The sequence below is a fragment of the Natronorubrum sp. A-ect3 genome, assembly GCF_041821125.1.
Taxonomy (GTDB): Archaea; Halobacteriota; Halobacteria; order Halobacteriales; family Natrialbaceae; genus Natronorubrum; species Natronorubrum bangense.
The window spans coordinates 505497-531736 of the sequence record NZ_JBGUBB010000001.1; the positions used below are offsets into that span (position 1 = coordinate 505497).

At 61.2% G+C, this 26240-nt stretch carries 27 protein-coding genes and 1 tRNA gene; 7 read left to right on the top strand and 21 right to left on the bottom strand.

Translation table 11 applies throughout. The features are described 5' to 3' along the window. Nucleotides 1-21 precede the first annotated feature (21 nt). From ACERJA_RS02615 to ACERJA_RS02625, 3 genes are all read right to left on the bottom strand, one after another. Nucleotides 22-447: a universal stress protein gene (locus ACERJA_RS02615; protein ID WP_373606746.1), complete on the bottom strand. Its 426-nt coding sequence runs from the start codon at nt 445-447 to the stop codon at nt 22-24. Between the two features lie 75 nt (nt 448-522). Then, nucleotides 523-1401, bottom strand: a complete 879-nt coding sequence (locus tag ACERJA_RS02620; RefSeq protein ID WP_373606747.1) for a universal stress protein — start codon at nt 1399-1401, stop codon at nt 523-525. A gap of 92 nt (nt 1402-1493) precedes the next feature. Continuing rightward, nucleotides 1494-2369: a universal stress protein gene (locus ACERJA_RS02625; protein WP_373606748.1), complete on the bottom strand. Its 876-nt coding sequence runs from the start codon at nt 2367-2369 to the stop codon at nt 1494-1496. A 608-nt stretch (nt 2370-2977) separates the two neighbouring features. On the opposite strand from ACERJA_RS02625, the gene nth reads away from it, so the two are divergent. Beyond that, a complete protein-coding gene (gene nth, locus ACERJA_RS02630; RefSeq protein WP_373606749.1) occupies nt 2978-3661 on the top strand; it encodes an endonuclease III in 684 nt (227 codons plus the stop codon). Nucleotides 3662-3764: 103 nt separating this feature from the next. After that, entirely contained in the window at nt 3765-4013 is a 249-nt protein-coding gene (locus ACERJA_RS02635) for a hypothetical protein (RefSeq protein WP_006066771.1), read from the top strand. Between the two features lie 18 nt (nt 4014-4031). Here ACERJA_RS02635 and ACERJA_RS02640 read toward each other — a convergent pair whose 3' ends face one another. Beyond that, nucleotides 4032-4859 (bottom strand): NAD(+)/NADH kinase, encoded by an 828-nt coding sequence (locus ACERJA_RS02640; RefSeq protein WP_373606750.1) that lies wholly within the window; start codon nt 4857-4859, stop codon nt 4032-4034. Nucleotides 4860-4911: 52 nt separating this feature from the next. Next, nucleotides 4912-6222, bottom strand: a complete 1311-nt coding sequence (locus ACERJA_RS02645; protein WP_373606751.1) for a M28 family peptidase — start codon at nt 6220-6222, stop codon at nt 4912-4914. A 423-nt stretch (nt 6223-6645) separates the two neighbouring features. Between ACERJA_RS02645 and ACERJA_RS02650 the strand changes: the two genes are divergently transcribed. After that, on the top strand, nt 6646-7431 hold the full coding sequence (locus tag ACERJA_RS02650; protein ID WP_373606752.1) for a hypothetical protein: 786 nt from the start codon (nt 6646-6648) through the stop codon (nt 7429-7431). A gap of 30 nt (nt 7432-7461) precedes the next feature. Here ACERJA_RS02650 and ACERJA_RS02655 read toward each other — a convergent pair whose 3' ends face one another. The 16 genes from ACERJA_RS02655 to ACERJA_RS02730 form a co-directional block, all read right to left on the bottom strand. Next, entirely contained in the window at nt 7462-8214 is a 753-nt protein-coding gene (locus tag ACERJA_RS02655) for an NAD(P)H-binding protein (protein ID WP_006066766.1), read from the bottom strand. Between the two features lie 87 nt (nt 8215-8301). After that, nucleotides 8302-9102, bottom strand: a complete 801-nt coding sequence (locus ACERJA_RS02660) for a CBS pair associated ParBc domain-containing protein (protein ID WP_373606753.1) — start codon at nt 9100-9102, stop codon at nt 8302-8304. 62 nt (nt 9103-9164) lie between these two features. After that, the gene (locus tag ACERJA_RS02665; RefSeq protein WP_373606754.1) at nt 9165-10664 is read right to left on the bottom strand and encodes a DHH family phosphoesterase; all 1500 of its coding nucleotides are present in this window, start codon (nt 10662-10664) and stop codon (nt 9165-9167) included. Nucleotides 10665-10713: 49 nt separating this feature from the next. Further along, nucleotides 10714-12243, bottom strand: coding sequence for an NADH-quinone oxidoreductase subunit N (locus ACERJA_RS02670; protein ID WP_373606755.1), 1530 nt, complete (start codon nt 12241-12243; stop codon nt 10714-10716). After that, complete coding sequence (locus ACERJA_RS02675; RefSeq protein WP_373606756.1) at nt 12243-13769, bottom strand: NuoM family protein; 1527 nt, start codon at nt 13767-13769, stop codon at nt 12243-12245. The genes ACERJA_RS02670 and ACERJA_RS02675 overlap by 1 nt, the downstream gene beginning before the upstream one ends. After that, nucleotides 13766-15802: an NADH-quinone oxidoreductase subunit L gene (gene nuoL / locus ACERJA_RS02680; protein WP_373606757.1), complete on the bottom strand. Its 2037-nt coding sequence runs from the start codon at nt 15800-15802 to the stop codon at nt 13766-13768. The genes ACERJA_RS02675 and nuoL overlap by 4 nt, the downstream gene beginning before the upstream one ends. Nucleotide 15803: 1 nt before the next feature. Further along, nucleotides 15804-16109 carry an NADH-quinone oxidoreductase subunit NuoK gene (nuoK, locus tag ACERJA_RS02685; RefSeq protein WP_006066760.1) on the bottom strand — a complete coding sequence of 102 codons (306 nt, stop codon included), beginning with the start codon at nt 16107-16109 and terminating at the stop codon, nt 15804-15806. Next, a complete protein-coding gene (locus ACERJA_RS02690; RefSeq protein WP_373606758.1) occupies nt 16106-16498 on the bottom strand; it encodes a hypothetical protein in 393 nt (130 codons plus the stop codon). The genes nuoK and ACERJA_RS02690 overlap by 4 nt, the downstream gene beginning before the upstream one ends. Next, nucleotides 16495-16764 carry an NADH-quinone oxidoreductase subunit J gene (locus ACERJA_RS02695; protein ID WP_006066758.1) on the bottom strand — a complete coding sequence of 90 codons (270 nt, stop codon included), beginning with the start codon at nt 16762-16764 and terminating at the stop codon, nt 16495-16497. The genes ACERJA_RS02690 and ACERJA_RS02695 overlap by 4 nt, the downstream gene beginning before the upstream one ends. 2 nt (nt 16765-16766) lie before the next feature. Further along, on the bottom strand, nt 16767-17228 hold the full coding sequence (locus ACERJA_RS02700; protein WP_006066757.1) for an NADH-quinone oxidoreductase subunit I: 462 nt from the start codon (nt 17226-17228) through the stop codon (nt 16767-16769). Beyond that, the gene (locus tag ACERJA_RS02705; RefSeq protein ID WP_373606759.1) at nt 17225-18310 is read right to left on the bottom strand and encodes an NADH-quinone oxidoreductase subunit H; all 1086 of its coding nucleotides are present in this window, start codon (nt 18308-18310) and stop codon (nt 17225-17227) included. The genes ACERJA_RS02700 and ACERJA_RS02705 overlap by 4 nt, the downstream gene beginning before the upstream one ends. A gap of 2 nt (nt 18311-18312) precedes the next feature. Continuing rightward, the gene (locus ACERJA_RS02710; RefSeq protein ID WP_373606760.1) at nt 18313-19968 is read right to left on the bottom strand and encodes an NADH-quinone oxidoreductase subunit D; all 1656 of its coding nucleotides are present in this window, start codon (nt 19966-19968) and stop codon (nt 18313-18315) included. Next, on the bottom strand, nt 19965-20672 hold the full coding sequence (locus tag ACERJA_RS02715; protein ID WP_006066754.1) for an NADH-quinone oxidoreductase subunit B: 708 nt from the start codon (nt 20670-20672) through the stop codon (nt 19965-19967). Before ACERJA_RS02715 ends, ACERJA_RS02710 begins: the two co-directional genes overlap by 4 nt. Further along, a complete protein-coding gene (locus ACERJA_RS02720) occupies nt 20669-21082 on the bottom strand; it encodes an NADH-quinone oxidoreductase subunit A (RefSeq protein WP_006066753.1) in 414 nt (137 codons plus the stop codon). Before ACERJA_RS02720 ends, ACERJA_RS02715 begins: the two co-directional genes overlap by 4 nt. A 446-nt stretch (nt 21083-21528) precedes the next feature. Then, the gene (locus ACERJA_RS02725; protein WP_373606761.1) at nt 21529-22161 is read right to left on the bottom strand and encodes an AIR carboxylase family protein; all 633 of its coding nucleotides are present in this window, start codon (nt 22159-22161) and stop codon (nt 21529-21531) included. A 41-nt stretch (nt 22162-22202) separates the two neighbouring features. Continuing rightward, nucleotides 22203-23420: a 5-(carboxyamino)imidazole ribonucleotide synthase gene (locus tag ACERJA_RS02730; protein ID WP_373606762.1), complete on the bottom strand. Its 1218-nt coding sequence runs from the start codon at nt 23418-23420 to the stop codon at nt 22203-22205. Between the two features lie 170 nt (nt 23421-23590). On the opposite strand from ACERJA_RS02730, the gene ribH reads away from it, so the two are divergent. The 4 genes from ribH (at nt 23591) to ACERJA_RS02750 (ending at nt 26116) form a co-directional block, all read left to right on the top strand. Continuing rightward, complete coding sequence (gene ribH, locus ACERJA_RS02735; RefSeq protein ID WP_373606763.1) at nt 23591-24010, top strand: 6,7-dimethyl-8-ribityllumazine synthase; 420 nt, start codon at nt 23591-23593, stop codon at nt 24008-24010. Continuing rightward, nucleotides 24007-25155, top strand: a complete 1149-nt coding sequence (locus ACERJA_RS02740; protein WP_373606764.1) for a pyridoxal phosphate-dependent aminotransferase — start codon at nt 24007-24009, stop codon at nt 25153-25155. The genes ribH and ACERJA_RS02740 overlap by 4 nt, the downstream gene beginning before the upstream one ends. A 116-nt stretch (nt 25156-25271) precedes the next feature. Beyond that, on the top strand, nt 25272-26009 hold the full coding sequence (locus tag ACERJA_RS02745) for an HNH endonuclease (RefSeq protein WP_373606765.1): 738 nt from the start codon (nt 25272-25274) through the stop codon (nt 26007-26009). 34 nt (nt 26010-26043) lie between these two features. Beyond that, nucleotides 26044-26116, top strand: a tRNA-Gln gene (locus ACERJA_RS02750). Nucleotides 26117-26240 lie beyond the last annotated feature (124 nt).

Sequence of the window (26240 nt, forward strand, 5' to 3'; positions counted from 1 at the left end):
GCTCGGTGGAGACACCACCAGCTACCGGACGACGACCACGGGCATCGGCGCCCGGCGAACGACGTCTTCAGCGACTGTTCCGAGCAGGATTCGCGAGACACCCGTTCGGCCATGGCTGCCGATAACGATCGTGTCGTGGTCGGTCTCGGTTGCGTACTCGACGATCCGGCGTTCCGGCTTTCCCGTCACCATCTCGGTGTCGAGGTCACGGTCGTGTGCTGTCGCGACCTGCACCGCGTCCTCGAGAATCTCCGTCGCGTGTTCGCGGGCTTTCTCGGTGAGTGGCGGTCGAAGCTCCGGCCCCTCGAGAATAGCCACATGAGACTCCGGCACCTGAACGACGTGTAACGCCGTCACGTCGGCCTCTGGAAACGTCTCGAAGGCGTACTCGAGTGCCTTGTTCGACGGCGGCGACCCATCGTACGGAACCAGAACGCGATCTGCCATGCAGGATCTATTCGTGCATTCGTCATAATCCTGTCTCCGATCCACACGGATCGTCGACGATGGGAACGCGGTCGGTCAACGAACTGCCAGCACTGGCCGATCGGATCGTTCGAGGACACGCACTGTCGTACTTCCGAGAAGGGGCTCGTCGGTGGTGGCGAGTCCACGTGACCCCATCGCGATCAGATCCGCGTCGACGGCAGCGGCGTACGAGACGATCGCATCGTGTGGAACGCCGCGAACGACGTCTGCCGTGACCGACAGATCGCGGTTACGCGCCGCGATGGCGATTGGTTCGATCGCGTCGTGACCTCCCTCTCTGCAGAGTTCGATAATCGCTGCTGGTGCGTTCTTGAGTGCAGGGTTAGTCTCGTCGATGATGGAGATAACATCGACAGCGCCGCGGGAATATGTCGCTAGCTCGAGGGCGCACTCGGCGGCGCGTTCGGCGGCGTCGCTGCCGTCGGTTGGGATCACGACGCGGTTCGGACCAGTCGGGTCCGTGTCAGCCCACTGCCGACCGCCCAGCGGAACGGCGAGCACCGGAACATCTGTCAGTGTGAGCACCCGTCCGGTCGTGACTCCGACTCGAGTGACGGTCTCGCGGGCCGCTGTCAGCCCGCGAGTGCCCATGACGATCAGCTCAGTATCGGTCTCAGCAACGACGTCGACGATTACCCGATACGGGACGCCCTCACGAACTGTCCGAACGGCGGTGACGCCTGCGTTTTCGACCCGATCAGCAACCGAGTTCGCGGCCTCACGGCTGCGTGCTTCGGTCGCCTGTCGAAGCGGTTCCCGCTCGTCGGCTGGCAGATGCTCGAAGTCAGTCGGTTCATGGACGGCCAGCACGTGAACGGTTGCACCGGTCGCACGCGCGATCGCGATGGCATGCTCGGCAGCCGCCACCGAGCTGGCGCTTCCATCGACGGGGAGCAGGATCGAGTCGTCCATCGTCTAGTTGTACGACTGCAATACTCAAGAACCCACCCCGCTCGTGGCCGCCGAAGAGGACACTGACCTCGCTCGAGAACGCACGTGGCGGCTCAGGAGAACAGTCGACGAAGCCGCGAGGGGACGGGATCATGGCGCTTTGCCAGAACGACCGTGTTCGCGGCGTGTCGCCCCACTGCCTCGGACGTCGTTCCGAGGAGTGCACGCTGAACGAGGCCGCCTCTCGAGACACCGAGGACGGTGACGTCGTGTTCGCTGGTCCAGTCGGTGATCGTCGCCTCGACGTCGTCGTTTTCGACGAGCTCACGTTCGACTGGCTCGACGTCGTCGAAGGCGGCTGCAGTCTCGGCGAGCAGTGATTTCGCTTCGTCTCGTGTTCGCTCGGGGTCCACCGATTCGCGGACGTGCAACAGTGTGACAGCGGCATCGTTCCGTCGGGCGATCGAGGCAGCCGTTTCAATGGCGAACCCCTCGTGTGGGCCACCGGCGACCGGAACGAGCACTGCGTCGACAGGGTCCGGTCTCGGCCTCTGGATCCGCTTGACGAGCACGTCACACTCGGCGTCTCGCAGGACTCTATCGATATGATTGCCCAGGATCACGTCCTGTCGTGGCGGTCGCCCACGCCAGCCCATCAAGATTGCGTCGACATCGTACTTTTCGGCGGCTCCAATGATTCCCATCGAGATTCCACGAGCCATCCGAATCCGTTTGTCCACGGGGACCCCAGCGGCCTCGACACGCGCAGTTGCATCCGTCAACATCTGCTCATCTTCGTCCTCGAGCAGGTATCGGCGGCCGTCTTGTAGCGACAGCTGAGAAGGAACCTCGACGATGTAGACGAGCAAAATTCGGTACGATCGATCGGTCGCGATATCGAGTGCAGTGTCGAGTTGGCGGTCGGCTGTCTCCGGGTTCGCAACCGGGACCAGCAAGGTACCGTCGGCATCGGATCGCAAATCAGACATGGTATCTAACACGTCATACGCGTATCACCCTTATACTATCCCTTCAACGCTGCTATGGACACGCCGGGGACGCCACAAAAACGATCGTCTTCTGACAGACGGCTAGATATCTTTCCATGCAAACCAGAACTGGCTGCCGACGACGAACAACACGGTCCTCGCGATCAGAACGTCGGCCCAACGAAAGCAGTCGTCCCTCGAGCCGACAGTAGTTCTCCTACGTGATTCGATATTTTTAGCATGTTTCTGGAAGTAGTCATTTCTGCAGTTGCCCTCGAGAGAGAACGCGTACTGGAGAGAAGGTTCTTTATCACTTATTCTAGCACATATCCCTTTCAATAGTTGTGTTCTATCGTCTATTGGCGTACGTTCATCTACTGAGATGGCTAATCACCGCTCTCGTATTGCCATGCTGCTTCCACCGTCAAACCCACTATACCAATTCCAAACATTTAGAATGAATGTATGTATTTATTATATTTTGGAGCCGAAACCGAGAGCCGAACCGACCGACTCGTCGGTGATCAGCTCCAAATGTCGACACTGCCTCGAGGCCTCGCAATCGCTGACCGACAGGATCAAATGGTCGCTCTCGCAACGAACGCGCAATGGGAACCCCGCTCGAGAGCCGCGGAGAACAGGCCGAAGAAGTCATCACACGCCTCGAGGAGGCGTATCCGGACTCGACGATTTCGTTGCGGTACTCGAATCGCCTCGAACTCCTGATTGCGGTGATGCTCTCGGCGCAGTGTACCGACGAGCGCGTCAACAAAGAGACGAAACACCTTTTCGAGAAGTACGACGGGCCAGAAGCGTACGCCGCCGTCTCACAGGAGGAACTCGCCGAAGACCTGAACTCGATCACCTACTACAACAACAAGGCCAAATACATCCGGAGCGCCTGTACGACGATCATCGAGGAACACGACGGCGAGGTGCCGGATACGATGGACGAGCTCACGGAGCTGTCTGGTGTCGGCCGAAAGACCGCAAACGTGGTGTTGCAACACGCCCACGACGTCGTCGAAGGGATCGTCGTCGATACGCACGTTCAGCGACTCTCGCGTCGACTCGGCCTGACCAACGAGGAGTACCCGGAGCCGATCGAACAGGACCTGATGGGAATCGTCCCCGAAGGCTACTGGCAGCAGTTTACCCACCTCTGTATCGATCACGGTCGGGCGACCTGTACGGCCCGAAACCCCGACTGTGCGGACTGCGTGCTGGCCGATATCTGTCCCTCCGCAAAGGACGACAGCGAGATCGATCTCGCCTCTGGCGAGCCCTGGTAGCGCCGAGACCGGGACGCGTGCTGGCCCATGCACGTTCCCCACGCCGACCCTCGCAAGCCAAACGCCTTTTCGGGATTCGACGGTAGCCCCATTCGGGATTAGCATGTCCGACTCCACTGACGAGACTGGCAAAGACGAGCACGGACGGGACGTCGAACTGACACACGAGGATCCCGAAGCCGACGACGAGGCGGAAGACGAACTCACCGACGCACAGAAAGAAGCCCGAGAGCGCCAAGACGAAACACAGCGTCGACAGGACATCGAACACAAATCCGACGACCGGGAGAACGACGCTCGCGAGAATCTCAACCCGGACAATCACCGCGACGAGGAGCCCCACAACAGCTAGACGCTCCCGGTCGGTCACTTATTCTGCCTCGAGGTCGGGCACGGACAGCGTCGGCAGCGCGCTGTCGACGGCGATCGTGACCGTTGCGTCGACGGGCACTGTCTCGGCTGGCTGGTCGTCAACGACGAGTCTGACGGCCGTGTCGTTGCGCTTGACGGTGAGCGTGAGTCCGTCCTCGGGAAGCACCCACTGGCGCGTCTGCATGACAAACGGTGCGATCGGCGTGACAGCGACGGCATCGACAGTCGACGAGAGATGGGGTGCGTCGACAGCGCTGGCGTAGCCGTGACTCCCTGCCGGCGTCGCGACGACGACGCCGTCGGCGCGAAACGTCGCCACCGACTCGCCCCGACTCGAGACGCCGTATTCGGAGATCCGCGCCGGTTCGTCGGTCACGAGCGCGACGTCGAACAGCGCCCGCGCAGGGGAGCCATCACTGTCTCGAGTCGTGTCGTCGGCGTCGACGTCGATGTCGACACCCAGCACTGACCGCCGACGAATCGTCGCATCCCCGGCGAGTGCGACTGCGAGCGCGTCCGGGAGCGCGTCCCGGTCGACGGTCTCGAGTCCGACGATGTCGCCAACAGGGAGGACAGGAACGTCGGGTTCGGCTCGGGCGATCGCCGAAAGCGTCGACTCCCCCGCAGCCACCAGCAGCGAGGGGGCGGCCATGAGCACGTCTTCGAGGGTGCCCCGAGAGATCGTCACGCCGTCGTCCGCAAGCACCGCCTCGAGTGCGTCGTCGACGTGAATCGGCCGCGTGCCGGCGTCGTCACTGGTGTCCGAACATGCTTCATCGACGATTCCGACAACCGGTTGCTCGGCTTCGAACCACGCGGCGTCCATGTCTCACCGTTCACACGGGCCTGAAAAAAGTGTGCGGTTGTCTCCCGAGCGACTACGACTCGTACGGCCAGTCGCCCGTGATCCGCATGCCTTCGGCGAGCCCCTGTGACTCAAGGTCGGCAGCGATGGCGTCGGGCGTTCGGTGCTCGACGGAGACGTCCTCACTCGCCAGCTCGACGACGAGGTCGGTCAGCAAGATCGCCTGCTCTCGAAGGGTGCGTCGCTCGAGTTTCTCGATAGTGTCGGCGAAGGTGTGTCCCCAGCCGCGGCCGACCTCGTCCGACGTCGACAGAACGTGAGTGCCCGGCACACCCCACTGGACGAATGACCAGTGATCGCTGTGGGGACCGAGTTTCGGAACCGTCTCGATCGGGTGGTCGTAGCGGTCTGCAACGTCGCTCACAGCGGTCTCGAGGCCGTCGAACCCGTGAGTCGTTATCGAAAGCGTTCGGTCACTGACGACGCCGTCGTTGTTGACGATCGCTTTGATCGTCTCGTGGTCGGTCGTCTCGGCGTGGTACGCAGAGCCGACCAGTCCCACCTCCTCGGCCCCGTAGGCGACGAACTCGACGCGAGTCTCGAGGTCGCTCTCACGACTCGCCAGCGCGGTTGCGAGTTCGACGAGCATCGCCGTTCCAGCGCCGTTGTCGAGTGCCCCTTCCGCGATGTCGTGGGCGTCGACGTGGCTGGTCACGAGCACGCGCTCGTCGGTGTCAGGGCCGAGTTCAGCGTGGACGTTCTGGCTGCTCGCATCGTGGATCTCGGCGTCAACCGCGAGCGTGATCTCCTCACCGTCGAATCGGCGGGCCAGTCGCGCCCCGACCTCGCTCGAGACGCCGACAGCCGGAATCTCACCGATCGGATTCGCTTCGGTCCCAACACTCCCAGTCGGCGGCAGACAGCCCTCGACGTGGTTACGGTAGATGAAGCCGACGGCTCCGTGATCGACGGCGTGGTAATACTTCTCCCGCCGGTGGATATAGCGCTCGGCGTACTCCGGAATGTCGCTTCTGACCATCACTACCTTGCCCTCGAGATCCGTCGTCTCGAACTCGTTCGGGAGGCCGTAGCCGAGGTCGACCAGCGGCGCAGTCACGCGCTCGGTCGGACTCCGTGGGAGCGCGATACAGTCTTGGGTCGTGTCGCTGGCTTCGATCGAACTCTCGCCGCGCGTCCAGCCCTGAATGTCGAACGACTCGAGACGGGCGTTTCTCGCACCAGCGTCGAGGAGTCGCTCGCGGGTTAGTTCGGCGGCCTCGCGTTCGCCGTCGCTCCCTGCCATTCGGGTCTCGATATCGACGAGGGCCTCGAGATGAGTCCAGCCAACATCGCTCGTAAAAACGTCACCGATCCAGGTCGTCATACTACAGCCGTTGCCGTGTGGGCGGGTAACTGTACCGCTCGCGACCGGAGCCATCCGGGAATCTTTTTCATAGCCCGCTATTTCCGGACGTGTGCGGGAGACGAATCGTCTCGAATCCGACGACAAACTCACTCGAAAGCGCCACGAGTTCGCCGAGTTCGTCATCGACCGCGAGGAGTGAGACGGGCGACAGTGCCGAGTGGACGGCGCGGCCACACCGACACTGACAGCCGGCAGCGATAGTAGCCACTGACCGTCACTGCACACTAGATCGCACGACAGCTGTGCGGTCGGTGTGCAAACAATTTCAGTTGTTACTCTATCACGTTCGTCTCCGAAGACGGAGACAGCGTTGCCGGCTGAACGCTGCAGATGCTCTCGAGTGTCGCGGGAGTTATCTTTGCCGACGCGCAAACACGTGGTATGTCCTCGATAGGACCCATCGCGATGGGAGTCGTGGCGCTGTTTGGGTTCGCGGTTCTCGGTGGTGGGATCTCTATCGCCAGGATCGGTCTGGGCCGTATCCGGACTGCGCGGGAACTCCGTGAAGGCGGCCCGATCCCGGTAGGTGAGGTCCCCGAGGCACCCGGTCTCGTCGAGTTCGAGGGCACAGTACAGCCCCACGGCGAAACACCACTCGAGGCACCGATCTCCGGCACGCCGTGTCTGGCCTACTCGGTACAGTCTCGCTCTCGTGAGAGCGGCGAGGACGATCCGACGTGGATCTCTGACGGACGGACATCGGCTGGCGTCCCCTTTGCGGTCGACGACGGCGTCGACCGTATCGCGGTCGATCCAGCAAACGCAGTCCTCTCGCTGGCCGACTGGGGATCCGAAGGGACGCCGTGGACGGACCGCGCTGATCTTTCAGCTGCCGTCCTAGACCGCCTCGAGACAGCCGGCCTTCCCGGGGCCGCCGAGACCGATCCGGGAGAGCCCGACCGCCAGTACCGCGAACAGCGTCTCGAGGCCGGTGGTGACGTCCACGTCTTCGGTGGCTCCGTGACCGACTCGAGCGACGGTCACACGCCGGCCACCGTTGCTGGCGACGACTGGTTCGAGATCACGGCTGGCGACGAGCCGACTGTCCTCGCCGACCGGCAGCGATCTGGCTCCCTCTATCTAATCTTTGGCGGGCTACTTGCCGTGCCTGGCGTTGGCTTTACGCTTGCAGGGGTCGTCGGACTGGTTTCGATGGTGTTCCTGTGAGGACCCCATACGTGTGAGCGCGGACAGCTGTCAGCGTTTGTCCCGTTTTGCCGTCTCGAGATCGGCGAGGCGGTCGAACGCCCAGTCGATGCGAACGACGTTTCGCGGCCGTTCACTGAGCCCATCACGACTGACGACTTCGAATGTTCGATTTCGTGCCTCGGGGGTAAACGGCGCCACGGCCATGAGACGAGCAACGTCAGCTCGAGGGATCGATCCTGCCACGGAGTTGCCGCCCTCGCCGACGACGGGTTCGTCGGTCGGCGGCGCGTTGGTAAGTCGTCCCGGCCGAATAATCGTATACGCCAGCCCAGAACGGCACAACGCGACTTCAGCGTCCCGTTTGGCACGTAACGAGCCGCGAATCAGGAGGCGGGCCGGGAGTGAGAGACCCGCTTTCGAGTTCCCGACACCGATCGCACTCTCGAGGACGACAAACGAGACGTCTGCACCCATTGCAGCCGTCACGAGATTGATAACGCCGGTTCGGTCGACCAGTTTGCCACCGACAGTGTGTCGCCAGCTCGGTGGCGTGCCAAGCGCACAGTAGAGAATATCACAGTCCTCGACGGCCGCGACTGCGTCTGCCGACTCAAAGAAATCGGCGACGATCACCTCGTCAGCGCCGAGTCGCTCGAGTGTCTCAACGTTTGCATACGACCGTGTCGTCGCACGAACCGTGAGATCGGTCGGCCGTAACACGGACAGCAGTTCATGTCCGGTGTCACCACTCGCCCCAGCAATAAGTACACGATCAGGTGTTCCGGCACCAGTATCAGTCATCGAGCGAGGTACTGTCCGTACACGGATAATACTCACCCGAGATCAACGATGCAGACAGTCGGCAACAGCGACCGGTGACGGCGACGACTATGACTGCAGTCGTTTTGTTGTCTGGACCAACGGATGGCGGGCGTAGTCGACGACATCGATGTCATCGATCCGCTCGAGACCCTCTTTTGCCGCCGTGTTGGCCATTCCGAGCTCAATCTCCTGATCGATGACGATGACGTACGCGTCCATTTCGTCGATCTCGAGCCGATCCGCCGCGAGCACGCGATGGTGTCCGTCGGCCAGCAAGAGCGTTCCGTTGTTGTCGATGACGACCAACGGCTCGGCCAGTCCGTGTTCGAGTTCGTACCGTCGGCCCTCGAGTTCGTCGGCATACACTCGGCCTTGCGTCGGTGTGAGGGCAGCGAGCGAGACCATCCGCCGTTCTTGTTCGAGCTCAATCTCGTGGATCTGCTCGAGTGTTCGCATCAGTTTCCCAACCTTCTCGGGGGTCGCACGCTCGATCTGGCTGCGAATAACATCGGCGTTTGAAATGATACCGACGAGATTGCCGGCGTCGTCGACAACGGGGAGCTTCTGGATCCCTGACCGAAGGATCACGCGGGCAGCATCGGTCACCTTCATTTCGGGATGGGCGACGAGCAGTTCTGTCGCCATCACTTTGAAAATGGGGTCGCTGTCGTCGGCCAGCAACAGATCACGAGCACTAATAAACCCCTCAACGCGGCGTCGCTCACAGACAGGGAAACCACTGTGTTCGTCGCTCTCGGCGATTCGCGATGCGACATCGCCGACGGTCGCGTCGGGGGCAACCGTCGCCACGTCGCGTGTCATATACTCCTCGACCTGGGGCTTGCTCCTGTCCGACACGACATCCATGCGCTATCCAAGGGTCCCTGGAAGCAAAAGACTGTCTTCTGCCTGGATACGCGGACACGACACTACGCCGATCCCTCGTCCTCACCGCTGGTAAACAGCCATTCGCTGGTCTGGGTGTAGGCTCCAACCGACGTCCCGGGCCGGGTCTCGATCGCTTCGAAAAATCGGTTCGTAATCACTTCCTCGACGACGCTGACGATCGACTCGACCTCGTCTTCGTCGTCGGTACTCGCCAGAATCCCGATCTCGAGTTGAGCGCCGGCCATATCGGCATGTCCACCGGCGCTGCCGATCCGGTTGAACCCATCTCGAAGCGTCTCGCCGAGGTCGACGTCGGCCGCCCGCGACCGCGCCGAGAGAAACGCCATCTCATCCCGGAAGCCAAAGACCAGCGTCGTCTCGATACCATCCATCGCCAGCAGTTGATCGGCCGCCTGCGGCAAGGCATCACGATCACTGATCTGACCAACGCTGGCGACGGCGACTGTGTCACGCTGGACACGGTTTTTGATCGCTCGAGCGATCGTCTCCAGTGTCTCCCCTTCGATCGTTGGCTGTTCGATTTGGTGTAGAACTGACGTGTCGACGTACGGACAGAGGATCGATGCGGCGTTGAAATCCGCCGGTGACACCTCTCGAGTGAAGTCGTTCGTATCGATTCGGATGCCATACAGCAACGCCGTTGCCGTCGCTACTCTGGGCTCGAGACCGAACCGACTGAGATAATCGGTCAGGACGGTGCTGGTCGCGCCGGCGTGCTCACGGAGATCGACGAACTCACCAGGAACCGGTCCGCGAGGCGGGTGGTGGTCGATGACGATATCGGCGTGAAGATCTTCGGGTAACTGATCGTTGACCCCTGGACGAGAGTGATCGACCAGCGCGAACGCGTCGTACTCCTCGAGGGAATCCGTCGACGACAGGTTCCGAAGATCGAGATCGAGCAGGTTGACCATCGCGCGGTTTTCCTGGTGTGATATTTTCCCAAAGTAACAGGCGTCGCCATCAACATCAACCTCTGCGGCGATATCGACCAGTCCAACAGCGCTTGCGATCGCGTCGGGATCTGGATTGTCGTGCATGACGACCGCCAGCCGCCCGTCGATCGTCGAGAGCTGTTTTCGGAGCCCGATCGCGGCGTCGGCAGACGGACAGCCTACCCCATCGAGGATGTGATCGACCATCGCAGTCTCGGCATCGACAACGTGGTCTGCGAGATCGTCGAACGCTGGCCGATCAGCGTCCGTCGCGTTCCCGCCGAGATAGGCGATAATCGATGCCGTCTGGAAGTTCGCTCGAGCGTCCTCGAGTGCGGCCCAGTTGACGTCGGTCCGATCGCTGGCGATAAATATCACATCCGGCGACTCGATGTTCGCGATCACCGACGGATCGGTCGGGTCGGCGTGTCGGGCCGGAATGCTCTCATCGCGAAGTGCCTCGACGATGCTCTCGTCGTCGGTCACGACGAGCAGCCGATCGCGGCCACTGTCGTCACGCTCGTGGAGCCGTTCGGCAACCTGACGACCGACCGTTCCACACCCGAGCACGAGCCGAAAAACCATGTATCGCGGCTTGCCACCGAGACGGGTAAAAACTACCGGCTGGGCGCTGTCAGGCGAGTGCCGCTGCAGCCGCGTCGGTTGCGGCGTCAGCAATCGGGCCGAAGCCGGCAAGCAACGCAACCGTCATCACGGCAGCGACGACGATCGCTGCGTAGAGGCCAACTGGCTGATCGAGCGCACCACGGTCCGCAAGCGGCTCTTCGATCAGGACCGCCTTGACGAGCCGTGAGTAGTAAAACAGCGAGAGCGCGCTGTTTATCACCAGTGCTGCGGCGACGAGCAGCATGGCGGTGCTCCCGACACCGATTGCGCCGGTAAAGAGGAAGTACTTGCTCCAGAAGCCGGCAAACGGCGGCACGCCGGCGAGACTGAACATGAAGACCGCCAGCGCAGCACACGCGATCGGTGCCTGTGCCGACAGGCCGTTGTAGTCCTCGAAGGTGCGGCCGACGCCCCAGTGTTCGGCCAGGCCCACGAACAGGAACGCGCCCGTGTTCATGAAGCCGTAGACGAGCAGGTGCATCAGCGCCGCACCCATCACGAGTTCGCCACCGTCGACCGTCAGTCCTGCCAGCCCGATCAGCACGTAGCCGGCGTGACCGATCGAGGAGTAGGCGAGCATCCGCTTGACGTTGTTCTGGGTCGCTGCCGCGAAGTTCCCGACCGTCATCGTGACGATTGCGAGGATGATGAACGCGATCGTCCAGTCGAGCCCGATCAGCTGTTCTGTCGCTGCGATCGGGAACGCTTCGGTGAACACACGGAACGCGATCACGAAGCCAGCAGCCTTCGAGGCCGACGAGAGGAACGCACTGATCGGTGCTGGCGCGCCCTCGTATGCGTCAGGTGCCCAGAAGTGGAACGGGACGCTTGCGGTCTTGAACGCAAACCCACCGATCAGCATGAGGATCCCGAGCCCGAGCAGGCCGCCGTAGTCATTCGCACCGCCCTCCTCGATAACCGCCGCGATGTTCTGGAGTTGGAGATGCCCCGTTGCACCGTAGACCAGCGAGATCCCGTAGACGAAGATCGCCGACGAGAGTGCGCCGAGCAGGAAGTACTTCAGTCCCCCTTCGACGCTTCCGCGGTTGTCTTTCAGAATCGCCACGAGCGCGTAGGACGGAAGACTGGCCAGCTCGAGCGCGATGAAGATCGTCACGAGACTGTTTGCAGCGGCCATCATCGACATCCCGGTCGCAGCGAGGACGATGAGCGAGTAGTACTCGGCCTGGTAGGCGTGGCCGGCTATGTAGTCGTAGCTTGCGACCGCAACCAGTGCGGTGACGATCGCGATGACGATCATGAAGTACAGCGCGAGCTGATCGATGACGAACTGGTCGCTGAGAATACCGATCTCACCCAGGCCGCCGTCGATCGTCGGTGTCCCGACGCCGGCAGTGATAAACCAGACGGCGACGACCATCGACGCCAACGACCCACCGGCCGCGGTTCCAGCGAGCAGCGAGCGATTGCTCGAGTGCGGCGAGACGCTGTCGAAGACGAACAGCGCCATCGCGGTTGCAGCCAGAATCAATGCCGGTGCGAGTGCTGTCCAGCCGGGCAGGTCGAACACCGCCATTACTGTTCACCTCCGGTCAGGATCGGATCAACTGCGTCGGTTATCATCTCGAAGATCAGGTCGGGAGCGACACCAAGTGCGATGATGAGGCCGAGCAACACGAACATCGGCACGACGTCGTGCAGCGGGGCGCGGCTCACCTCGTAGTCGGTTTTGAGTTCGTACGGACCGAAGACGGTGCGCTGGAGTGCAAACAGCAGGTAGCCCGCGACGATGACGATACCGAACATCGCCAGCGACGTGAGCAGCTGCGAGTACGGGAGCTGTTCGGAGCCAAAGGCTCCAAAGAAGATCGTGAACTCGCCGAAGAATCCACTCATCAGCGGCAGTCCCATGTAGCCGAAGGCACCCGCAACGAGGATGCCCACAGCGATGGGCATCCGATCTGCGATTCCCGACATGTCGGTGACGAGCCGGGTGTGGGTGGCGTTGTAAATGACGCCGACGGCCATGAACATCAGCCCCGAGATGAGACCGTGTGAGACCATCTGGAACGTCGCACCGCCGACTCCGAACTGCGTGTAGGCGATCAGGCCGAGAATAACGTAGCCCATCGAGGAGACAGAGGAGTAGGCGACGATCCGTTTCAGGTCAGTCTGTGCGAGTGCGAGCATCGCCCCGTAGATGACGCTGATCACGGCGATCGCCGCGATCGGCACCGCATAGGTCGCGACCTGCTCGGGGAACATCGTGAAGTTGAACCGCAACAGTGCGTAGGTCCCCATCTTCAACAAGACACCAGCCAGCAGCACCGACGCGGGTGTCGGTGCTTCAACGTGGGCGTCCGGCAGCCACGTGTGGAACGGGACGATGGGCACTTTCACTGCAAATCCAAGGAACATCGCGATAAAGACCACCGAGGCGAGTGTCGTTCCCTCGAGTCCGAGGAAGCCCTCTGGACCGGTGGTGAGCATCGCGTCCGCGATTTCGGGGAGCGCAAAGCTCGTGACGGTGTCACCGAGCCCGAAGACGAGCGCGATGAACGCACCGAACATCACGAGCGACGCCACGTTCGTGTAGACGAAGAACTTGATTGCGGCGTACTTCCGGCGTGGGCCGCCCCAGATACCGATTAGCAGATACATCGGGATCAGGACTGCTTCCCAGAAAATGAACCAGAGGAAGAAATCGAGTGCAGCGAAGACACCGATCAGGTTCGCCTCGATGAACAAGAGCAGCCCATAGAACTGGGACTCGCGTTCATCGATCGGTGTCCACGAACTCATGATCGCAAGCGACGTGAGGACCGTCGTCAGGACGACAAGCGGCAGGCTGATGCCGTCGAGACCGACGAACCACGCGATCGAGTACTCGCCGAGTTGCAGCCACTCGACGTGGGACTCGAAGGCGAGCGTGCCATCGAGCAAGGCGTTCCCGCTGCCGTCGAACGCCGTAAACATCCACAGGCTGAGCACGGCGGGTACGAGGCTGATCGCAAACGCCAGCCTACCCGCGATACGATTTGGCGCAACGAACGTGACCAGTGCGCCGACCAGTGCGACCGCAATCAGTGCTTCGATCATCATAGGAACCACCCTCCATACAGTCCGAGCACGAGCAGTAAGCCGATGAACCCGGCCACCAGCAGTGCCGCGTAGTTCGTCACGATACCCGTCTGGATGCGTTTCACCCAGCTACTGCTGAACAGGCTGACAGACGAGATGCCGTTTACTGTCCCGTCGATGACGGTCCGATCGAATCGATCCGCGACTCGTGCAACCGGCTGCGTGACTCCTTCTGCGAGCCAGACCTGATACTCGTCCTGGTAGTAGTTGGCTTCAGCGACCTTTCCGACGCTACCCAGCCGTTCTTTGTGCGCGACCGGCTCGGGAACGTTGTACAGTTTCCAGGCCAGTCCGGCACCCGAGAAGGCAAGCAGCAAGGAGACACCGGCAGCGATCAGGACAGTCTGTTGTTCAGTGCCGATCACGCCCGTTTCGTAAGCCAGCAACTCACCGTAGGCGCCGTAGGTCAGCCCCTCGAGTGCGCCGTACTCGCCGTCGAGCCAGGACTCGAGGAAGGTGAGTTCGATGCCGGTGAGTTTGTAGACTGGTGCGAGATTCGCGATCCCGGCCACGACAGCGAGGATCCCCAGCGTGATCAGTGGAAGCTTGATCGCCCAGCCGACCGGGTGTGGGTCCTCGGCAGCCTCGGAACGAGGCTCACCGTGGAAGGTCAGGAAGACCATCCGGAAGGTGTAGAAGCCGGTGAAGAAGACGGCGACGAGCGCCATTGCGTAGGCGGCGAGGATAACTGGCTCCTCTAAGCCGACGATCATTGCGTCGTACAGAATTTCGTCTTTGGACCAAAAGCCCGAGAACGGGATGATTCCGGCGAGCGCGAGCGCGCCCGCGAGGAACGTGTAGTAGGTGACCGGCGCTTTGTCTTTGAGACCACCCATCTTCCACATGTCCTGTTCGTGGTGCATGAGGACGATGACGGCTCCGGCACCGAGGAACAGCAGCGCCTTGAAGAAGGCGTGGTTCATGAGGTGGAAGACGCCAGCGACGTAGCCGCCGACGCCGAGTCCCAGCATCATGTAACCGTACTGGCTGATCGTCGAGTACGCAAGCACCTGTTTGATGTCGTCTTTGACGACGCCCATCGTCGCCGCAAACAGTGCGGTAAAGCCGCCGACGAAGGCGATGATCGCCAGCGCCGTCGGGCTGAGTGCGTAGTAGCCGAACATCCGGGCGACCAGATAGACACCGGCCGCGACCATCGTCGCCGCGTGAATCAGTGCGGAGACGGTGGTTGGACCTTCCATGGCGTCAGGAAGCCAGGTGTGGAAGGGGAACTGTGCGGACTTGCCGAGGACACCACCGAGCACGAGCAGCCCGGTGATCGTCACCCACGTCTGGGCGTCAAAGCCGAACAGCTGTGTGTCGTCGTTGATCGCGGTTTCGGCTGCGGCGATGAACGACTCGTCGCCGGCGAACGCGACTGTCCCGAACGTCGCTGCGATTGCGACGACCCCGATCAGGAAGAAGTAGTCACCGAAACGCGTGACCAGGAACGCCTTCTTCGCGGCCGACGGTGCAGATCGAGTTCGGAACCAGAACCCGATCAGCAGATACGAACAGAGGCCGACGAGTTCGAAGAACATGAACGCCATCAGCAGGTTGTCCGCGTAGACGAAGGCGAGCATGCTGAACGTAAAGAGACCGAGCCCGGCGTAGTACCGGGGGAGTCCCGTCTCACCTTCCGCGTTCATGTAGCCGAGACTGAACACGTGGACGAGGACAGCGACGAGTGAGACGATCACCAGCATCAGCGCCGAGAGCGGATCGATCAGGATCCCGAACGTGAACGCGATCCCCTCAGCACCGACTTCGCTCGCAGCGTCGCCGGCGGTCCACTCATAGAGCGTTTCGTGATACACTTCACCACTCGCAACGGCCGCAAGCATCACAAGCGAGAGCAGTAACGAGCCTGCTGTCGCGAAGATACCCGCAATTGCTCCCTTCTTCGGCAGCCACTTGCCGAACGTCAGAGCAACGACGAAGGCCACGAGCGGGAACGCCGCAATCGCTGGAGCATAATCGAATACACCTTCCATCTTACCACCTCATCGTCGTCGGAACCGTGACGTCGACGTCACGGAAGTTACGGTACAACACTAGGATGATCCCGAGTCCAACAGCGACCTCTGCAGCGGCAAGTGCCATCGTAAACAGCGCAAACACCTGCCCCGTGAGGTTGCCGTGATAGAACGCAAAGGCGATCAAGTTGATATTCGCTGCGTTCAACATCAACTCAACGGACATCAAGAACATTAGTGCGTTGCGACGCGTCAAGACCCCGAAGAGACCGATACAGAACAGCCCCATCGACAGCAGGATGTAGTACTCGATGGCGATGCTCATCGGTCGTCACCTCCACTCGAGTCGGATACGCCACGACTGGTGTCCGAACCCGTGCTCGAAAGCGGCGAGACTGGCTCGCCACCCTCCTCGCGTTTTGCGAGGACGAGCGAGGCGTCGAGTGCCGCGTCGAGTGCGATTGCAACCAGCAAGAACGACGCGAGGAACGGCTCAGTTGCACCGATCGAGCCCTCTGTCGACTGCAACACATCGAGGTCGAACATCGCGTAGCCGATTTCGGACGTAATCGCGATTCCGTCTGGATAGCCGGCGTTTGCCATCGACGCAAACGACGTGTTCAGGACGATCAGTGCCATCATCCCGAAGAGGGCGACGGCAAGCAGTCCTGGCAGCAGCGTCTTTCCAACTCTAAACTGTGGCCCGGTCGTCATGTCTGTACCACCTCGTCGGACGCCTGCTCGTCACGCTGAGTCAACATCACCGCGAAGGTGATGAGGATGAGCACCCCGCCAACGTAGACGAGAATCTGCATCATCGCGACGAACTCGGCAGCGAGCATCACGTAGTGAACTGCGATACTCAAAAGCGCCACACCGAGCATCAGCGCCGAATGCCACGGATCCTGCAAGAGGACCACGCAAAGCGCGCTGGCAAGCGTCACGAACGCAAACAGTGCGAACGCGATCGTTTCCATCATTGTTACTGGTAATCCACGTCTCCGTCTCCCTCGCCGATCCACGCACCCCGGTCGGGCTCACGTGACTCGAGCGGGTCAATATCCTTATACCACGGTACCGCTCGCAGCTGGTCTTTGTTGTAGACCAGATCGTGTTTGGTGTCGCCGGTGAACTCGAAGTTCTGTGTCAGCAAGATCGCATCGACAGGACAGACCTCCTCACAGAGCCGGCAGTAGATACACTGCCCGATGTTGAGGTTGTACTGTTCGCCGTTGCGCTTGTCGTCCATCACGATCTGAATCGTATCGTTTGGACAGACGTTCTCACACTGACGACACCAGATACAGCGCTCCTGGCTGAACTTGTGGACGCCCCGAAACCGCGGGGAGACGTCCGGTGCAGTCTCGGGATACTCGACGGTAAACGTCGAGCCATCCAGTGCGTGTTTCATCGTCGTAGCCATGGATTTGAGTAGTCCGATCATGCAATCAGCCCCACAATTACTGCGGTAATAACGAGATTAGCGAACGAAAGGACGAGCAGTCCTTTCCAGCCGATCTCGATGAGTTGGTCGATCCTGACACGTGGGATCGCCGAGCGAAGCCACTGGGTCAGGAAGAACACCGCCCAGATCTTGATGATGAACCAGACGATGCCCGGCAGCACGGGTCCGGCCGGGCCACCGAGGAAGATCGTCGCGATGATCGCCCCACCGAGGAAGATGTGGATGAACTCCCCGAGGTAGATCAACACGAAGTAGACGCTCGAGTACTCGGTCTGATAGCCAGCAACGATTTCTGTCGGCGCTTCGGGCGTGTCGAAGGGGTTACGGCCGACTTCGGCGAAGTTCGCCACCAGAAAGAGCACGAACGCGAACGGGTTGACCAGCGCGTACCACGCTGGAATGTCGAGGCCGCCGAGTGAGACGAGCGTCTGTGCCTGTGCATCGACGATCGTACTCATCTGCAAGGAGCCGGCGAAAATAACGACCGACATCCCGGTGACGACCAGCGGGATTTCGTAGGCGACGTTCTGTGCAACTGCCCGCAGACCGCCGAGCATCGAATACTTGTTCGCCGACGCGTAGCCAGCCATCACGAGCCCGATACTGGCGATGCCGGCGACCGCAAAGACGAACGCGAGTCCAACTTCGGGGTCAGCGAGGTGAATTCCGCTTCCCATCGGGATCACCGCAAAGCCGAGCAGCGCCGACGATGCGATGATGAGCGGCGCGAGATCGTACGCCGGTCGATCGGCATTTTCGGGGATAATGAGCTCTTTTGAGAGCAGTCGCACGGAGTCGGCGACGATGATCAGCAAGCCGGCCGGACCGAGGCGATTAACGGCGATCCGGTCGGTGAACGCAGCTGTGATCTTTCGTTTCGCCCACGGACCGGCGACACCGGTCATCGCCAGCATGATGTTGCCAACGATAAACGCCGCGAGGAACGTCGCAAGCAGTTCGCCGCCGACACCGAACTGATCTAAGCCGGTCAGCTCGCCGATTCGCTCGGGGAGTAACACGGTGTCTGTCTGTAACGGGAGTGCTGTTTCTGCACCAACCATACTTACCGATCCACCTCCCCGAGAACGATGTCGAGACTGCCCAGCGAGGCGACCAGGTCAGGGATGTACTCCCCTTCGGACATGACCTCGAGCGCCGAGAGGTTGTGGAAACACGGACTTCGGATCTTGAACCGGCCGGGCTTGTCTGTTCCGTCCGATCGAATGTAGATCCCGAGTTCACCTTTCGCGCCTTCGACCGCACGGTACACTTCCGTGTCGGCGTCCGGTTTGAGCGTCCGTGGAACGTTTGCCTGTACCTCGCGGTCGTCTTCGGGCCAGTCCTCGAGCAAGTCGAGACACTGCTCGATAATCTTTGCCGACTCCTCGACTTCCTGCATGCGCACGAGGACGCGCGCGTAGTTGTCACAGCCGTCTTCGGTGATGACGTCCCACTCTAAGTTCTCGTAGTAGCCGTAGGGGTCGTCACGGCGCAGATCGTAGTCGATGCCGGAGCCACGGGCGACGGGGCCCGTACAGCCGTAGTCTTTGACATCCTCGGGTTCCAGAACGCCGGTGTTGTGACACCGAATCTGGAAAATCTCGTTCGAGGTGATCATGTCGTTGTACTCGTCGACTTTCGCCGGCAGTTCGTCGAGGAAGTCCCGCGTCTTTGCGATGAACTCATCGCGCGGTTCGGGCAGATCCCAGGCGACCCCACCGAGTCGGAAGTAGTTGAACATCAGCCGCTGGCCAGTGAGATCCTCGAGGATGTCCTGGACGACCTCACGGTCACGGAACGCATACTGGAAGACGGCGGTAAAGTCGCCGTAGACGTCCAGTGCGAACGTTCCGAGTGCGAGCATGTGCGAGGCGATCCGGCACAGTTCAGCGCCCATCGTTCGGATGATCTGGGCGTATTCGGGCACGTCGATATCTGCCAGATCTTCGGCCGCACGGGCGTACGCCCACTCGTTTAAGAGTCCGGCCGAGACGTAGTCCCAGCGGTCAGGATACGGCATGATTTGGTGGCGATAGGTGCTCTGCTGGCACATCTGCTCTTCACACCGATGGAGGTAGCCGATGTCAGGATCGACGTCGACGACCGTCTCGCCGTCCAACACCGTCTTGACGTGGAGCACGCCGTGAGTTGCGGGGTGGTGTGGACCGATGTTCAAAAACATCGTGTCCGACTCCTCGTCGTGGTGATCGGGCTGGATCGGATTGGCGTGTTCCGACAGCGTGACGATCTGTGGTTTCTCCTGATCGTACCCATTCGAGAGCGGATGGCCTTGCCACGTCTCTGGCAGGAGAATCCGTCGTGGGTCGGGATGGCCCTCGTAGTCGATTCCGACGAGGTCGAACGCTTCGCGCTCGTGCCAGTCTGCCGTCCGGAAGACGGGTTCGGCAGACTGACTGACGGGGTCGTCGGTCGACGTCGGAACGACCACCGAGACCTCCTGAGTCGGATCGGCGTACTTTTTAAGGTGATAGATCGATTCGTACCGATCTGAATACTGCTGGGCGGTGAGACAGGAGAGGTGATCGAAGCCGGCTTCGTCTCGGAGGTCGGTCAAGACATCCTGGACGTCGTCCGGTCGGATGACGAACCCCGGCGCATTGAGATGATCGTCGCGACCAAGCGCACGATCACCGAGTAACGCCTCGAGATCGTCTTCAGTGACCTCGATCGGCTGCTGTCGCTCGAGTTCCGTGCTCATGGTGAATCAGCCCAGTTGTACCGCATGACGAGGTCGTCCTCGTCGATTTCGCTCGCGAGTTTCTGCACGAGTTCGTCTTTCGGTAAGTCGCCGAACTGCTCGAGTTCGTACGGTTTGACGACGACTGGCGACGACTCGCCGTTTTGAATCCGTTCTTGGAGTTTGGCGACGCCGTAGATCAGCGCCTCCGGCCGGGGCGGACAGCCCGGCACGTGGATGTCGATCGGGATGATCTCCTCGGCACCCTTGACGACGTTGTAGCCTTCCTGGAACGGGCCGCCGGAGATCGTACACGATCCCATCCCGACGACGAACTTGGGTTCGGGCATCTGGTCGTAGACGCGCTTCATGCGGGGACCGAACTTCGAGACGATCGTTCCGGGGACGATCATCACGTCAGCCTGTCGCGGTGAGGCGCGGGGAACACCAGCACCGAAGCGATCGAGGTCGTGTTTGATCGCGTAGGTGTGGATCATCTCGATACTACAGCAGGCGATCCCGAACTGTAGCATGAACATCGAGTTACCCCGGACCCAGTTCATGAACTGATCGAACTTCGTGAGGATAAACGGCGACGCGCCGAATGCCTCCCGAAGTTTGGAGTTGAACCGGTCGTCCGGCCCTTCGCCGATCCGCGAGTCGCGGGTATCCGTCGACGGGGCGGTGCTACCGTGGATCGATTGCCGTGGATTGTTGCTGCTCATTGTCGATCACTGCCAGACGTTGCCTGACTGGGTGTCTGTGCCCACTGTACTGCACCGGTGCGCCATGCCCATGCGAGTCCGACCATCAGAATGGCGACGAACAGCAGCATCGGCCCGAGGATCTCGAGCAGCGAGACGGCGTCCGATTCGACAGCATCCAGGTAGACAACCGCCCAGGGGAACAGAAGGACGGTCTCGATATCGAAAACGACGAACAGAAGCGCAACCATGTAGTACTGGATGTTGAACCGAATGCGCGTCCCGCCAGTTGGAACCTCGCCACTCTCGTAGGTGGCGCGTTTACTCGTTTCAGGGACTGACGGCCGTAAGAGGTACGATACCGCCATCATTCCGAGCGGTATCAGTAGTCCGACGAGCGCCAGTGCCCCGATCGCGATCCAATCATTCATCTCCGTAACGTTCGAGGGTTCAAACCGCACGCATATAAGGGTTGATTGTTCGTTTTTCGGCAGAACACGGACTCCAACGCCGTCTTTCGTGATGAATCACGCACTTGGGTTTTACTCGGTTGGCATTCGTAGCTATCGAGAATCAAACTAATCAAGATCTATGAGCCATGGCTGTTTTCCGCCAGCGTGGACCGTTGGGTCCAGTAACCCCTGATTTTCTACCGACGACGATCACGCTCAAGCGCTGTCAACTATCCGATGTGCGGGCTGCTGGCTCGCTATCATAACACCTGCACTGAGAGACACACTACCAACGGTCGTCGTGCGATCAGGTGCGTGCTGACGGGTAGTCGGCAGTAACACTCAGCGATCGCGTGACTGTCTTGAACGCGCGCCGAATCGTGGCCTCCACTCGAGAGACCAGCGTCTCAGCTCGACTATGGTCGTTACTCGCGTGTGAACTCCGCCGTGCCCTGGTCGTGTACGTCTCGAGAGACCGCACCGACACCCTCGCGGAGGTCGTCGTGGTAGGCAACGAGTCGGTCACGAAGGGTCTCGTGTTGGCGGGCAAGAATCTGGGCCGCCGAGAGCGCGGCATTGAACGATTTGCCGGCGTCGACGGCGACCAGCGGTGCGCCGGTGGGCATGCCAATGACGCTGTCGACGGATTTCTCCTGGACTGGAACGCCGATTACCGGCAGCGGGTAGGCGATCGAGGCCGTCATATTCGGCAGGTCGGCCGACTTCCCGCCCGCACCGGCGATGATGACCTCGAGGCCGCGATCCTCGGCCGTCTCGGCGTACGCCGTCATCAGATCCGGAGTGCGGTGGGCCGAGGTGACGTACGTCTCGAACGTAAAGCGCTCTGCGGGCGGGCTCTCGTAGTCGGTCTGTTCGGCAAAGTCGAGTTCGTCGACGAAGGCGTCGTAGGCGCCGCGGCGCTTTCCGCCGGTCATCATGACCTCGAGGTCCGAATCACTCCCCATGACGATCCCGACGTCTGGCGTCTCCGCTGCTGGGCGGTCCTGTTCGGCTTCGCGGTGTAGACGGTCGATCAGATCGCTGACGCTGTCGCTCATAGGAAAGGATGGTCGGGCGGGTGACTTCAATCCGCCCGAAATTACTCCGCCGTGAACGTGAGGGCGTTCTCGAGTTCGCGTGCAGTCTCGAGGAGCGCCTCGACGTCGGCATCCGGATCGCTACCCGAAACCGTCACGTGGCCCATCTTGCGGCCCGGGCGGGACGTGTGCTTGCCGTACCAGTGGAGGTGTGCACCGGGGGTCTCGAGGATTTCGTCGATGTCTCGCAGCCGTGCGTCTTGATTCTCCGTGACGTCGGCCAGCAGGTTCGTCAGTGCTGTTGGCGAGCGCAGTTCGGTTGAGCCAAGCGGCCAGCCGAGGACTGCTCGGGCGTGCTGTTCGAACTGGGAACTCTGTGCGCCCTCGATCGTCCAGTGGCCCGAGTTGTGCGGACGCGGGGCGATTTCGTTGAGCAGGATTTCACCATCGCCCTCTCGCGGGCCCTGCTCGCTCGAGTTTTCCGAGGCGCTATGCGCCTCGCTCGTTTCAAAGAGCTCGATTCCATACACGCCGCGCCCGTCCATCACCTCGAGGACATCGCGGGCGACCTCGTAGGCGCGTTCGGAAGCGGCCTCGCTCGAGCGTGCGGGGACGATCGTCTCCCGAAGGATCTCGTCTTCGTGGATGTTCTCGCCGAGCGGGAAGGTCGCGACTTCGTCGTCGCCTTTGACGGCGATGACTGAGACCTCGCGTTCGAACTCGACGAACGCTTCGACCATTGCAGGGCCGGCGACCGACTCGAGGGCGTCCTCGGCGTCTGCTTTCGATTCGACAGGGACGTTCCCGCGGCCGTCGTAGCCACCAGTCCGCGCTTTCAACATGACTGGTGCGCCGTAGTCGTCGATCGCCGCGCGGATGTCGTCGGCGCTGTCGACCGCACGGAACGGCGGCACCGGAACGCCGGCGTCCTCGAGTTCCCGTTTCTGGACGAGTTTGTCGTGGATCGTCCGTAGTGTCGACGGCTTCGGGTGCACGGGCGTCCCCGTATCCTCGCTGATGCGCTCTAAGACGTCCTGGTCGGCGAGTTCGATCTCAAACGTGAGCACGTCCGCGCGGGCGGCGAGTTCGCGAATCCCCGCTTCGTCGTCGAAGTCGGCGACGATCTGATCGCGGGCGACTGGCGCGGCCGGGCAGTCCGGTGTCGGATCGAGCACGACGACCTCCACGCCAAGCGGCGACGCGGCCTCGGCGAGCATCCGCCCGAGCTGTCCGCCACCGACGACGCCAAGCGTCGGTCCCGGCATCTGTAGCGTTGTCATTGCGCGAACGGTTGACGTTGCCCGGGGTTAAGGGTTCCCAATAGAACGACGCGGTTCGAATCTCGATCGCTGTCCGTCCCGCCGGTTGCGGGTGATTTATCGTGATCGATTATCCGAGTTTGTTACTCGATAACGGTACCTCTTTTACCCATCCACTCTACCGCTCGCCTATGACCACGCTCGGACTGGTGGTCGCGGAGTTCAACCGCCCGATCACCGAGCAGATGGAGCAGGAGGCCCTCGAGGCGGCCCAGGCCGCCGGTGCCGAAGTACACGAAACAGTCACCATCCCGGGCGTCTACGACGCCCCGTTGGCGGCGGACCGACTCGCCCGACTCGAGGCAGTCGATGCCGTGGCCGTCATCGGGACGGTCATCACGGGTGACACCGACCACGATCAGGTGATCACCGACGCGACCGCTCAGCGACTCGCTGACGTGAGTCTCGAGCGTGACACGCCCGTGACTCTCGGCGTGACAGGGCCCGGTATGTCCGCCGCCGAGGCACGCGAACGCGTCGCAAACGCGGCGAAAGCCGTCGACGGCGCACTCGATCTCGTTGCACAACTTCCCGACCCAGATCAACAATGACGATGGAATTCACTGACCGCGTAACCCGAGTCGAACCGTCCGCAACGCTTGCGATTTCCGCACTCGCGACCGAACTCGAGGCCGACGGCGCAGACGTCGTCGACCTCTCCGTCGGCGAACCTGACTTCCCGACGCCGCAGAACATCACCGACGCCGGACAGGACGCGATGGACGCCGGCCACACGGGCTACACGACCTCGGCTGGCATTCTCGAACTTCGCGAAGCGATCGCCGACAAACTGGCCGACGACGGCCTCGATCACACGGCCGACGAGATCATCGTCACGCCCGGCGCCAAACAGGCGCTCTACGAAATCGTGCAGGCGCTCATTCAGGACGGCGACGAGGTCGTCCTGCTCGATCCCGCGTGGGTCTCCTACGAGGCGATGGTCAAGATGGCCGGCGGCGACCTCACGCGCGTCGACCTCTCCGACGCTGACTTCCAACTCGAGCCAGCACTCGACGACCTCGCAGAAGCCGTCTCCGATGAGACCGAGCTGCTGGTCGTCAACTCGCCGTCGAACCCGACCGGCGCGGTCTACTCCGACGCTGCACTCGAGGGCGTTCGCGATCTGGCCGTCGAACACGACATTACCGTCATCTCCGACGAGATCTACAAGGAGATCACCTACGGTGTCGAGCCGACGAGCCTGGGCACCCTCGAGGGCATGGCCGAGCGAACCGTGACGGTCAACGGCTTCTCGAAGGCGTACTCGATGACCGGCTGGCGGCTGGGCTACTTTGCCGGTCCCAAGGACCTGATCGATCAGGCCGGCAAGCTCCACAGCCACTCGGTCTCCTCCGCGGTGAACTTCGTCCAGCACGCCGGTGTCGAAGCCCTCGAGAACACCGACGAAGCCGTCGAAGAGATGACTGAGGCGTTCGAAGAACGGCGTGACCTCGTCGTCGACTTGCTCGACGAACACGACGTCGACGTCGCCGTCCCCGAGGGCGCATTCTACATGATGCTCCCCGTCGACGACGACGACCAGGCCTGGTGTGAGGGCGCGATCGAAGACGCCCACGTCGCGACGGTTCCCGGCAGCGCGTTCGGGACGCCCGGCTACGCGCGGATCTCCTACGCCGCGAGTGCAGAGCGACTCGAGGAAGGCATCGAGCGACTGGCCGACGAAGGCTATCTGTAACGCCGCTGACTGGCGTTTCGAATCACTCGCTTTTCGACAGGTGTCCTCCGTCAGCGACGGCTGTTGTTCGTGTAGTCGTCCTCGAGTTTAAATGGGATGACGAGGCCAACGCCGACATGGAGTGTCCTACGTGCGGGAAGACGCTCTCGACGGAGCGTGGCATGCGCCAACACCATACGAAAGTCCACGGCGAGCCACTGCCGAATCGAACGTGTCGTGGATGTGGACTCGAGTTCTACGACCCGAAGGCACGACGGACGTTCTGTGCAGACTGTAATCCGAACGCCGGCGAACACAACGGCAACTGGAGCGATGCGATGGAGACGACGTCCTGTGAACGGTGTGGTGAGGAGTTCGACTACTACCCATCGAACAAAGACGGAAAGTACTGTTCGTCGTGTGTCGACGAGAGCACTGATTTTCTCGGCACTCCATCTTACGAAATTCACGATATTGAACGGACAAAGCGGGTCTGTGAATTCTGTGGACGAATTATCACTGTCCTTCAGTCGAGAGCCGATCGCTATCCGGTCCGGTTTTGTAGCCAGCATTGTCACGCCCTCTCACTTATGGAGCGATGGGGGCCGTCCGAGAACGTCTACAATGGGCGGTGGCGCGAAATTCGACGCCAAGCGCTTGCTCGTGATGACCATCGCTGTCAACACTGTGGAATCACGGCCGAAGAGATCGGCCACGAACCGGATGTTCATTATCTCATTCCGGTTCGCGAGTTCGACTATCCCCAGCGTGCACACACATTGGACAACGTGATCTGCCTCTGTCGGAGCTGTCACCGACTCGCTGAAATCGGATCAATCGACATCTCGCTAACGGACGCAAACAATAACTCATAAATCGTTACGCAGATAAGGCGCAGTTGCTGATCGAAGTTCCGTGGTGTAGTGGCCAATCATAGCGGCCTTTGGAGCCGTTGACGGCGGTTCGAATCCGCCCGGAACTATAATACGTCTTCTTGCGTTTGAAATAAAGTCCGATAGCGATCGGGCCACGTCTATCACTGATCGAACTCGAGCGACTGCCGGCGATTCGAACCCGAAACTGACCGTGAGATGCGTCTTACCGAC

What these genes read in the sequence shown, in the direction of transcription:
- ACERJA_RS02635 (WP_006066771.1), top strand. Translation starts at nt 3,765, where the DNA reads ATGTCCGACTCCACTGACGAGACTGGCAAAGACGAGCACGGACGGGAC.
- ACERJA_RS02705 (WP_373606759.1), bottom strand. Translation starts at nt 18,310, where the DNA reads ATGGTTGGTGCAGAAACAGCACTCCCGTTACAGACAGACACCGTGTTA.
- ACERJA_RS02695 (WP_006066758.1), bottom strand. Translation starts at nt 16,764, where the DNA reads ATGATGGAAACGATCGCGTTCGCACTGTTTGCGTTCGTGACGCTTGCC.
- ACERJA_RS02660 (WP_373606753.1), bottom strand. Translation starts at nt 9,102, where the DNA reads ATGGATGTCGTGTCGGACAGGAGCAAGCCCCAGGTCGAGGAGTATATG.
- ACERJA_RS02725 (WP_373606761.1), bottom strand. Translation starts at nt 22,161, where the DNA reads ATGAGCGACAGCGTCAGCGATCTGATCGACCGTCTACACCGCGAAGCC.
- ACERJA_RS02665 (WP_373606754.1), bottom strand. Translation starts at nt 10,664, where the DNA reads ATGGTTTTTCGGCTCGTGCTCGGGTGTGGAACGGTCGGTCGTCAGGTT.
- ACERJA_RS02730 (WP_373606762.1), bottom strand. Translation starts at nt 23,420, where the DNA reads ATGACAACGCTACAGATGCCGGGACCGACGCTTGGCGTCGTCGGTGGC.
- ACERJA_RS02615 (WP_373606746.1), bottom strand. Translation starts at nt 447, where the DNA reads ATGGCAGATCGCGTTCTGGTTCCGTACGATGGGTCGCCGCCGTCGAAC.
- ACERJA_RS02670 (WP_373606755.1), bottom strand. Translation starts at nt 12,243, where the DNA reads ATGGCGGTGTTCGACCTGCCCGGCTGGACAGCACTCGCACCGGCATTG.
- ACERJA_RS02625 (WP_373606748.1), bottom strand. Translation starts at nt 2,369, where the DNA reads ATGTCTGATTTGCGATCCGATGCCGACGGTACCTTGCTGGTCCCGGTT.
- ACERJA_RS02645 (WP_373606751.1), bottom strand. Translation starts at nt 6,222, where the DNA reads ATGACGACCTGGATCGGTGACGTTTTTACGAGCGATGTTGGCTGGACT.
- ACERJA_RS02650 (WP_373606752.1), top strand. Translation starts at nt 6,646, where the DNA reads ATGTCCTCGATAGGACCCATCGCGATGGGAGTCGTGGCGCTGTTTGGG.
- ACERJA_RS02715 (WP_006066754.1), bottom strand. Translation starts at nt 20,672, where the DNA reads ATGAGCAGCAACAATCCACGGCAATCGATCCACGGTAGCACCGCCCCG.
- ACERJA_RS02740 (WP_373606764.1), top strand. Translation starts at nt 24,007, where the DNA reads ATGACGATGGAATTCACTGACCGCGTAACCCGAGTCGAACCGTCCGCA.
- ACERJA_RS02720 (WP_006066753.1), bottom strand. Translation starts at nt 21,082, where the DNA reads ATGAATGATTGGATCGCGATCGGGGCACTGGCGCTCGTCGGACTACTG.
- ACERJA_RS02655 (WP_006066766.1), bottom strand. Translation starts at nt 8,214, where the DNA reads ATGACTGATACTGGTGCCGGAACACCTGATCGTGTACTTATTGCTGGG.
- ACERJA_RS02620 (WP_373606747.1), bottom strand. Translation starts at nt 1,401, where the DNA reads ATGGACGACTCGATCCTGCTCCCCGTCGATGGAAGCGCCAGCTCGGTG.
- ACERJA_RS02745 (WP_373606765.1), top strand. Translation starts at nt 25,272, where the DNA reads ATGGAGTGTCCTACGTGCGGGAAGACGCTCTCGACGGAGCGTGGCATG.
- ACERJA_RS02675 (WP_373606756.1), bottom strand. Translation starts at nt 13,769, where the DNA reads ATGATGATCGAAGCACTGATTGCGGTCGCACTGGTCGGCGCACTGGTC.
- ACERJA_RS02700 (WP_006066757.1), bottom strand. Translation starts at nt 17,228, where the DNA reads ATGATCGGACTACTCAAATCCATGGCTACGACGATGAAACACGCACTG.
- nth (WP_373606749.1), top strand. Translation starts at nt 2,978, where the DNA reads ATGGGAACCCCGCTCGAGAGCCGCGGAGAACAGGCCGAAGAAGTCATC.
- ACERJA_RS02640 (WP_373606750.1), bottom strand. Translation starts at nt 4,859, where the DNA reads ATGGACGCCGCGTGGTTCGAAGCCGAGCAACCGGTTGTCGGAATCGTC.
- ACERJA_RS02710 (WP_373606760.1), bottom strand. Translation starts at nt 19,968, where the DNA reads ATGAGCACGGAACTCGAGCGACAGCAGCCGATCGAGGTCACTGAAGAC.
- nuoL (WP_373606757.1), bottom strand. Translation starts at nt 15,802, where the DNA reads ATGGAAGGTGTATTCGATTATGCTCCAGCGATTGCGGCGTTCCCGCTC.
- nuoK (WP_006066760.1), bottom strand. Translation starts at nt 16,109, where the DNA reads ATGAGCATCGCCATCGAGTACTACATCCTGCTGTCGATGGGGCTGTTC.
- ribH (WP_373606763.1), top strand. Translation starts at nt 23,591, where the DNA reads ATGACCACGCTCGGACTGGTGGTCGCGGAGTTCAACCGCCCGATCACC.
- ACERJA_RS02690 (WP_373606758.1), bottom strand. Translation starts at nt 16,498, where the DNA reads ATGACGACCGGGCCACAGTTTAGAGTTGGAAAGACGCTGCTGCCAGGA.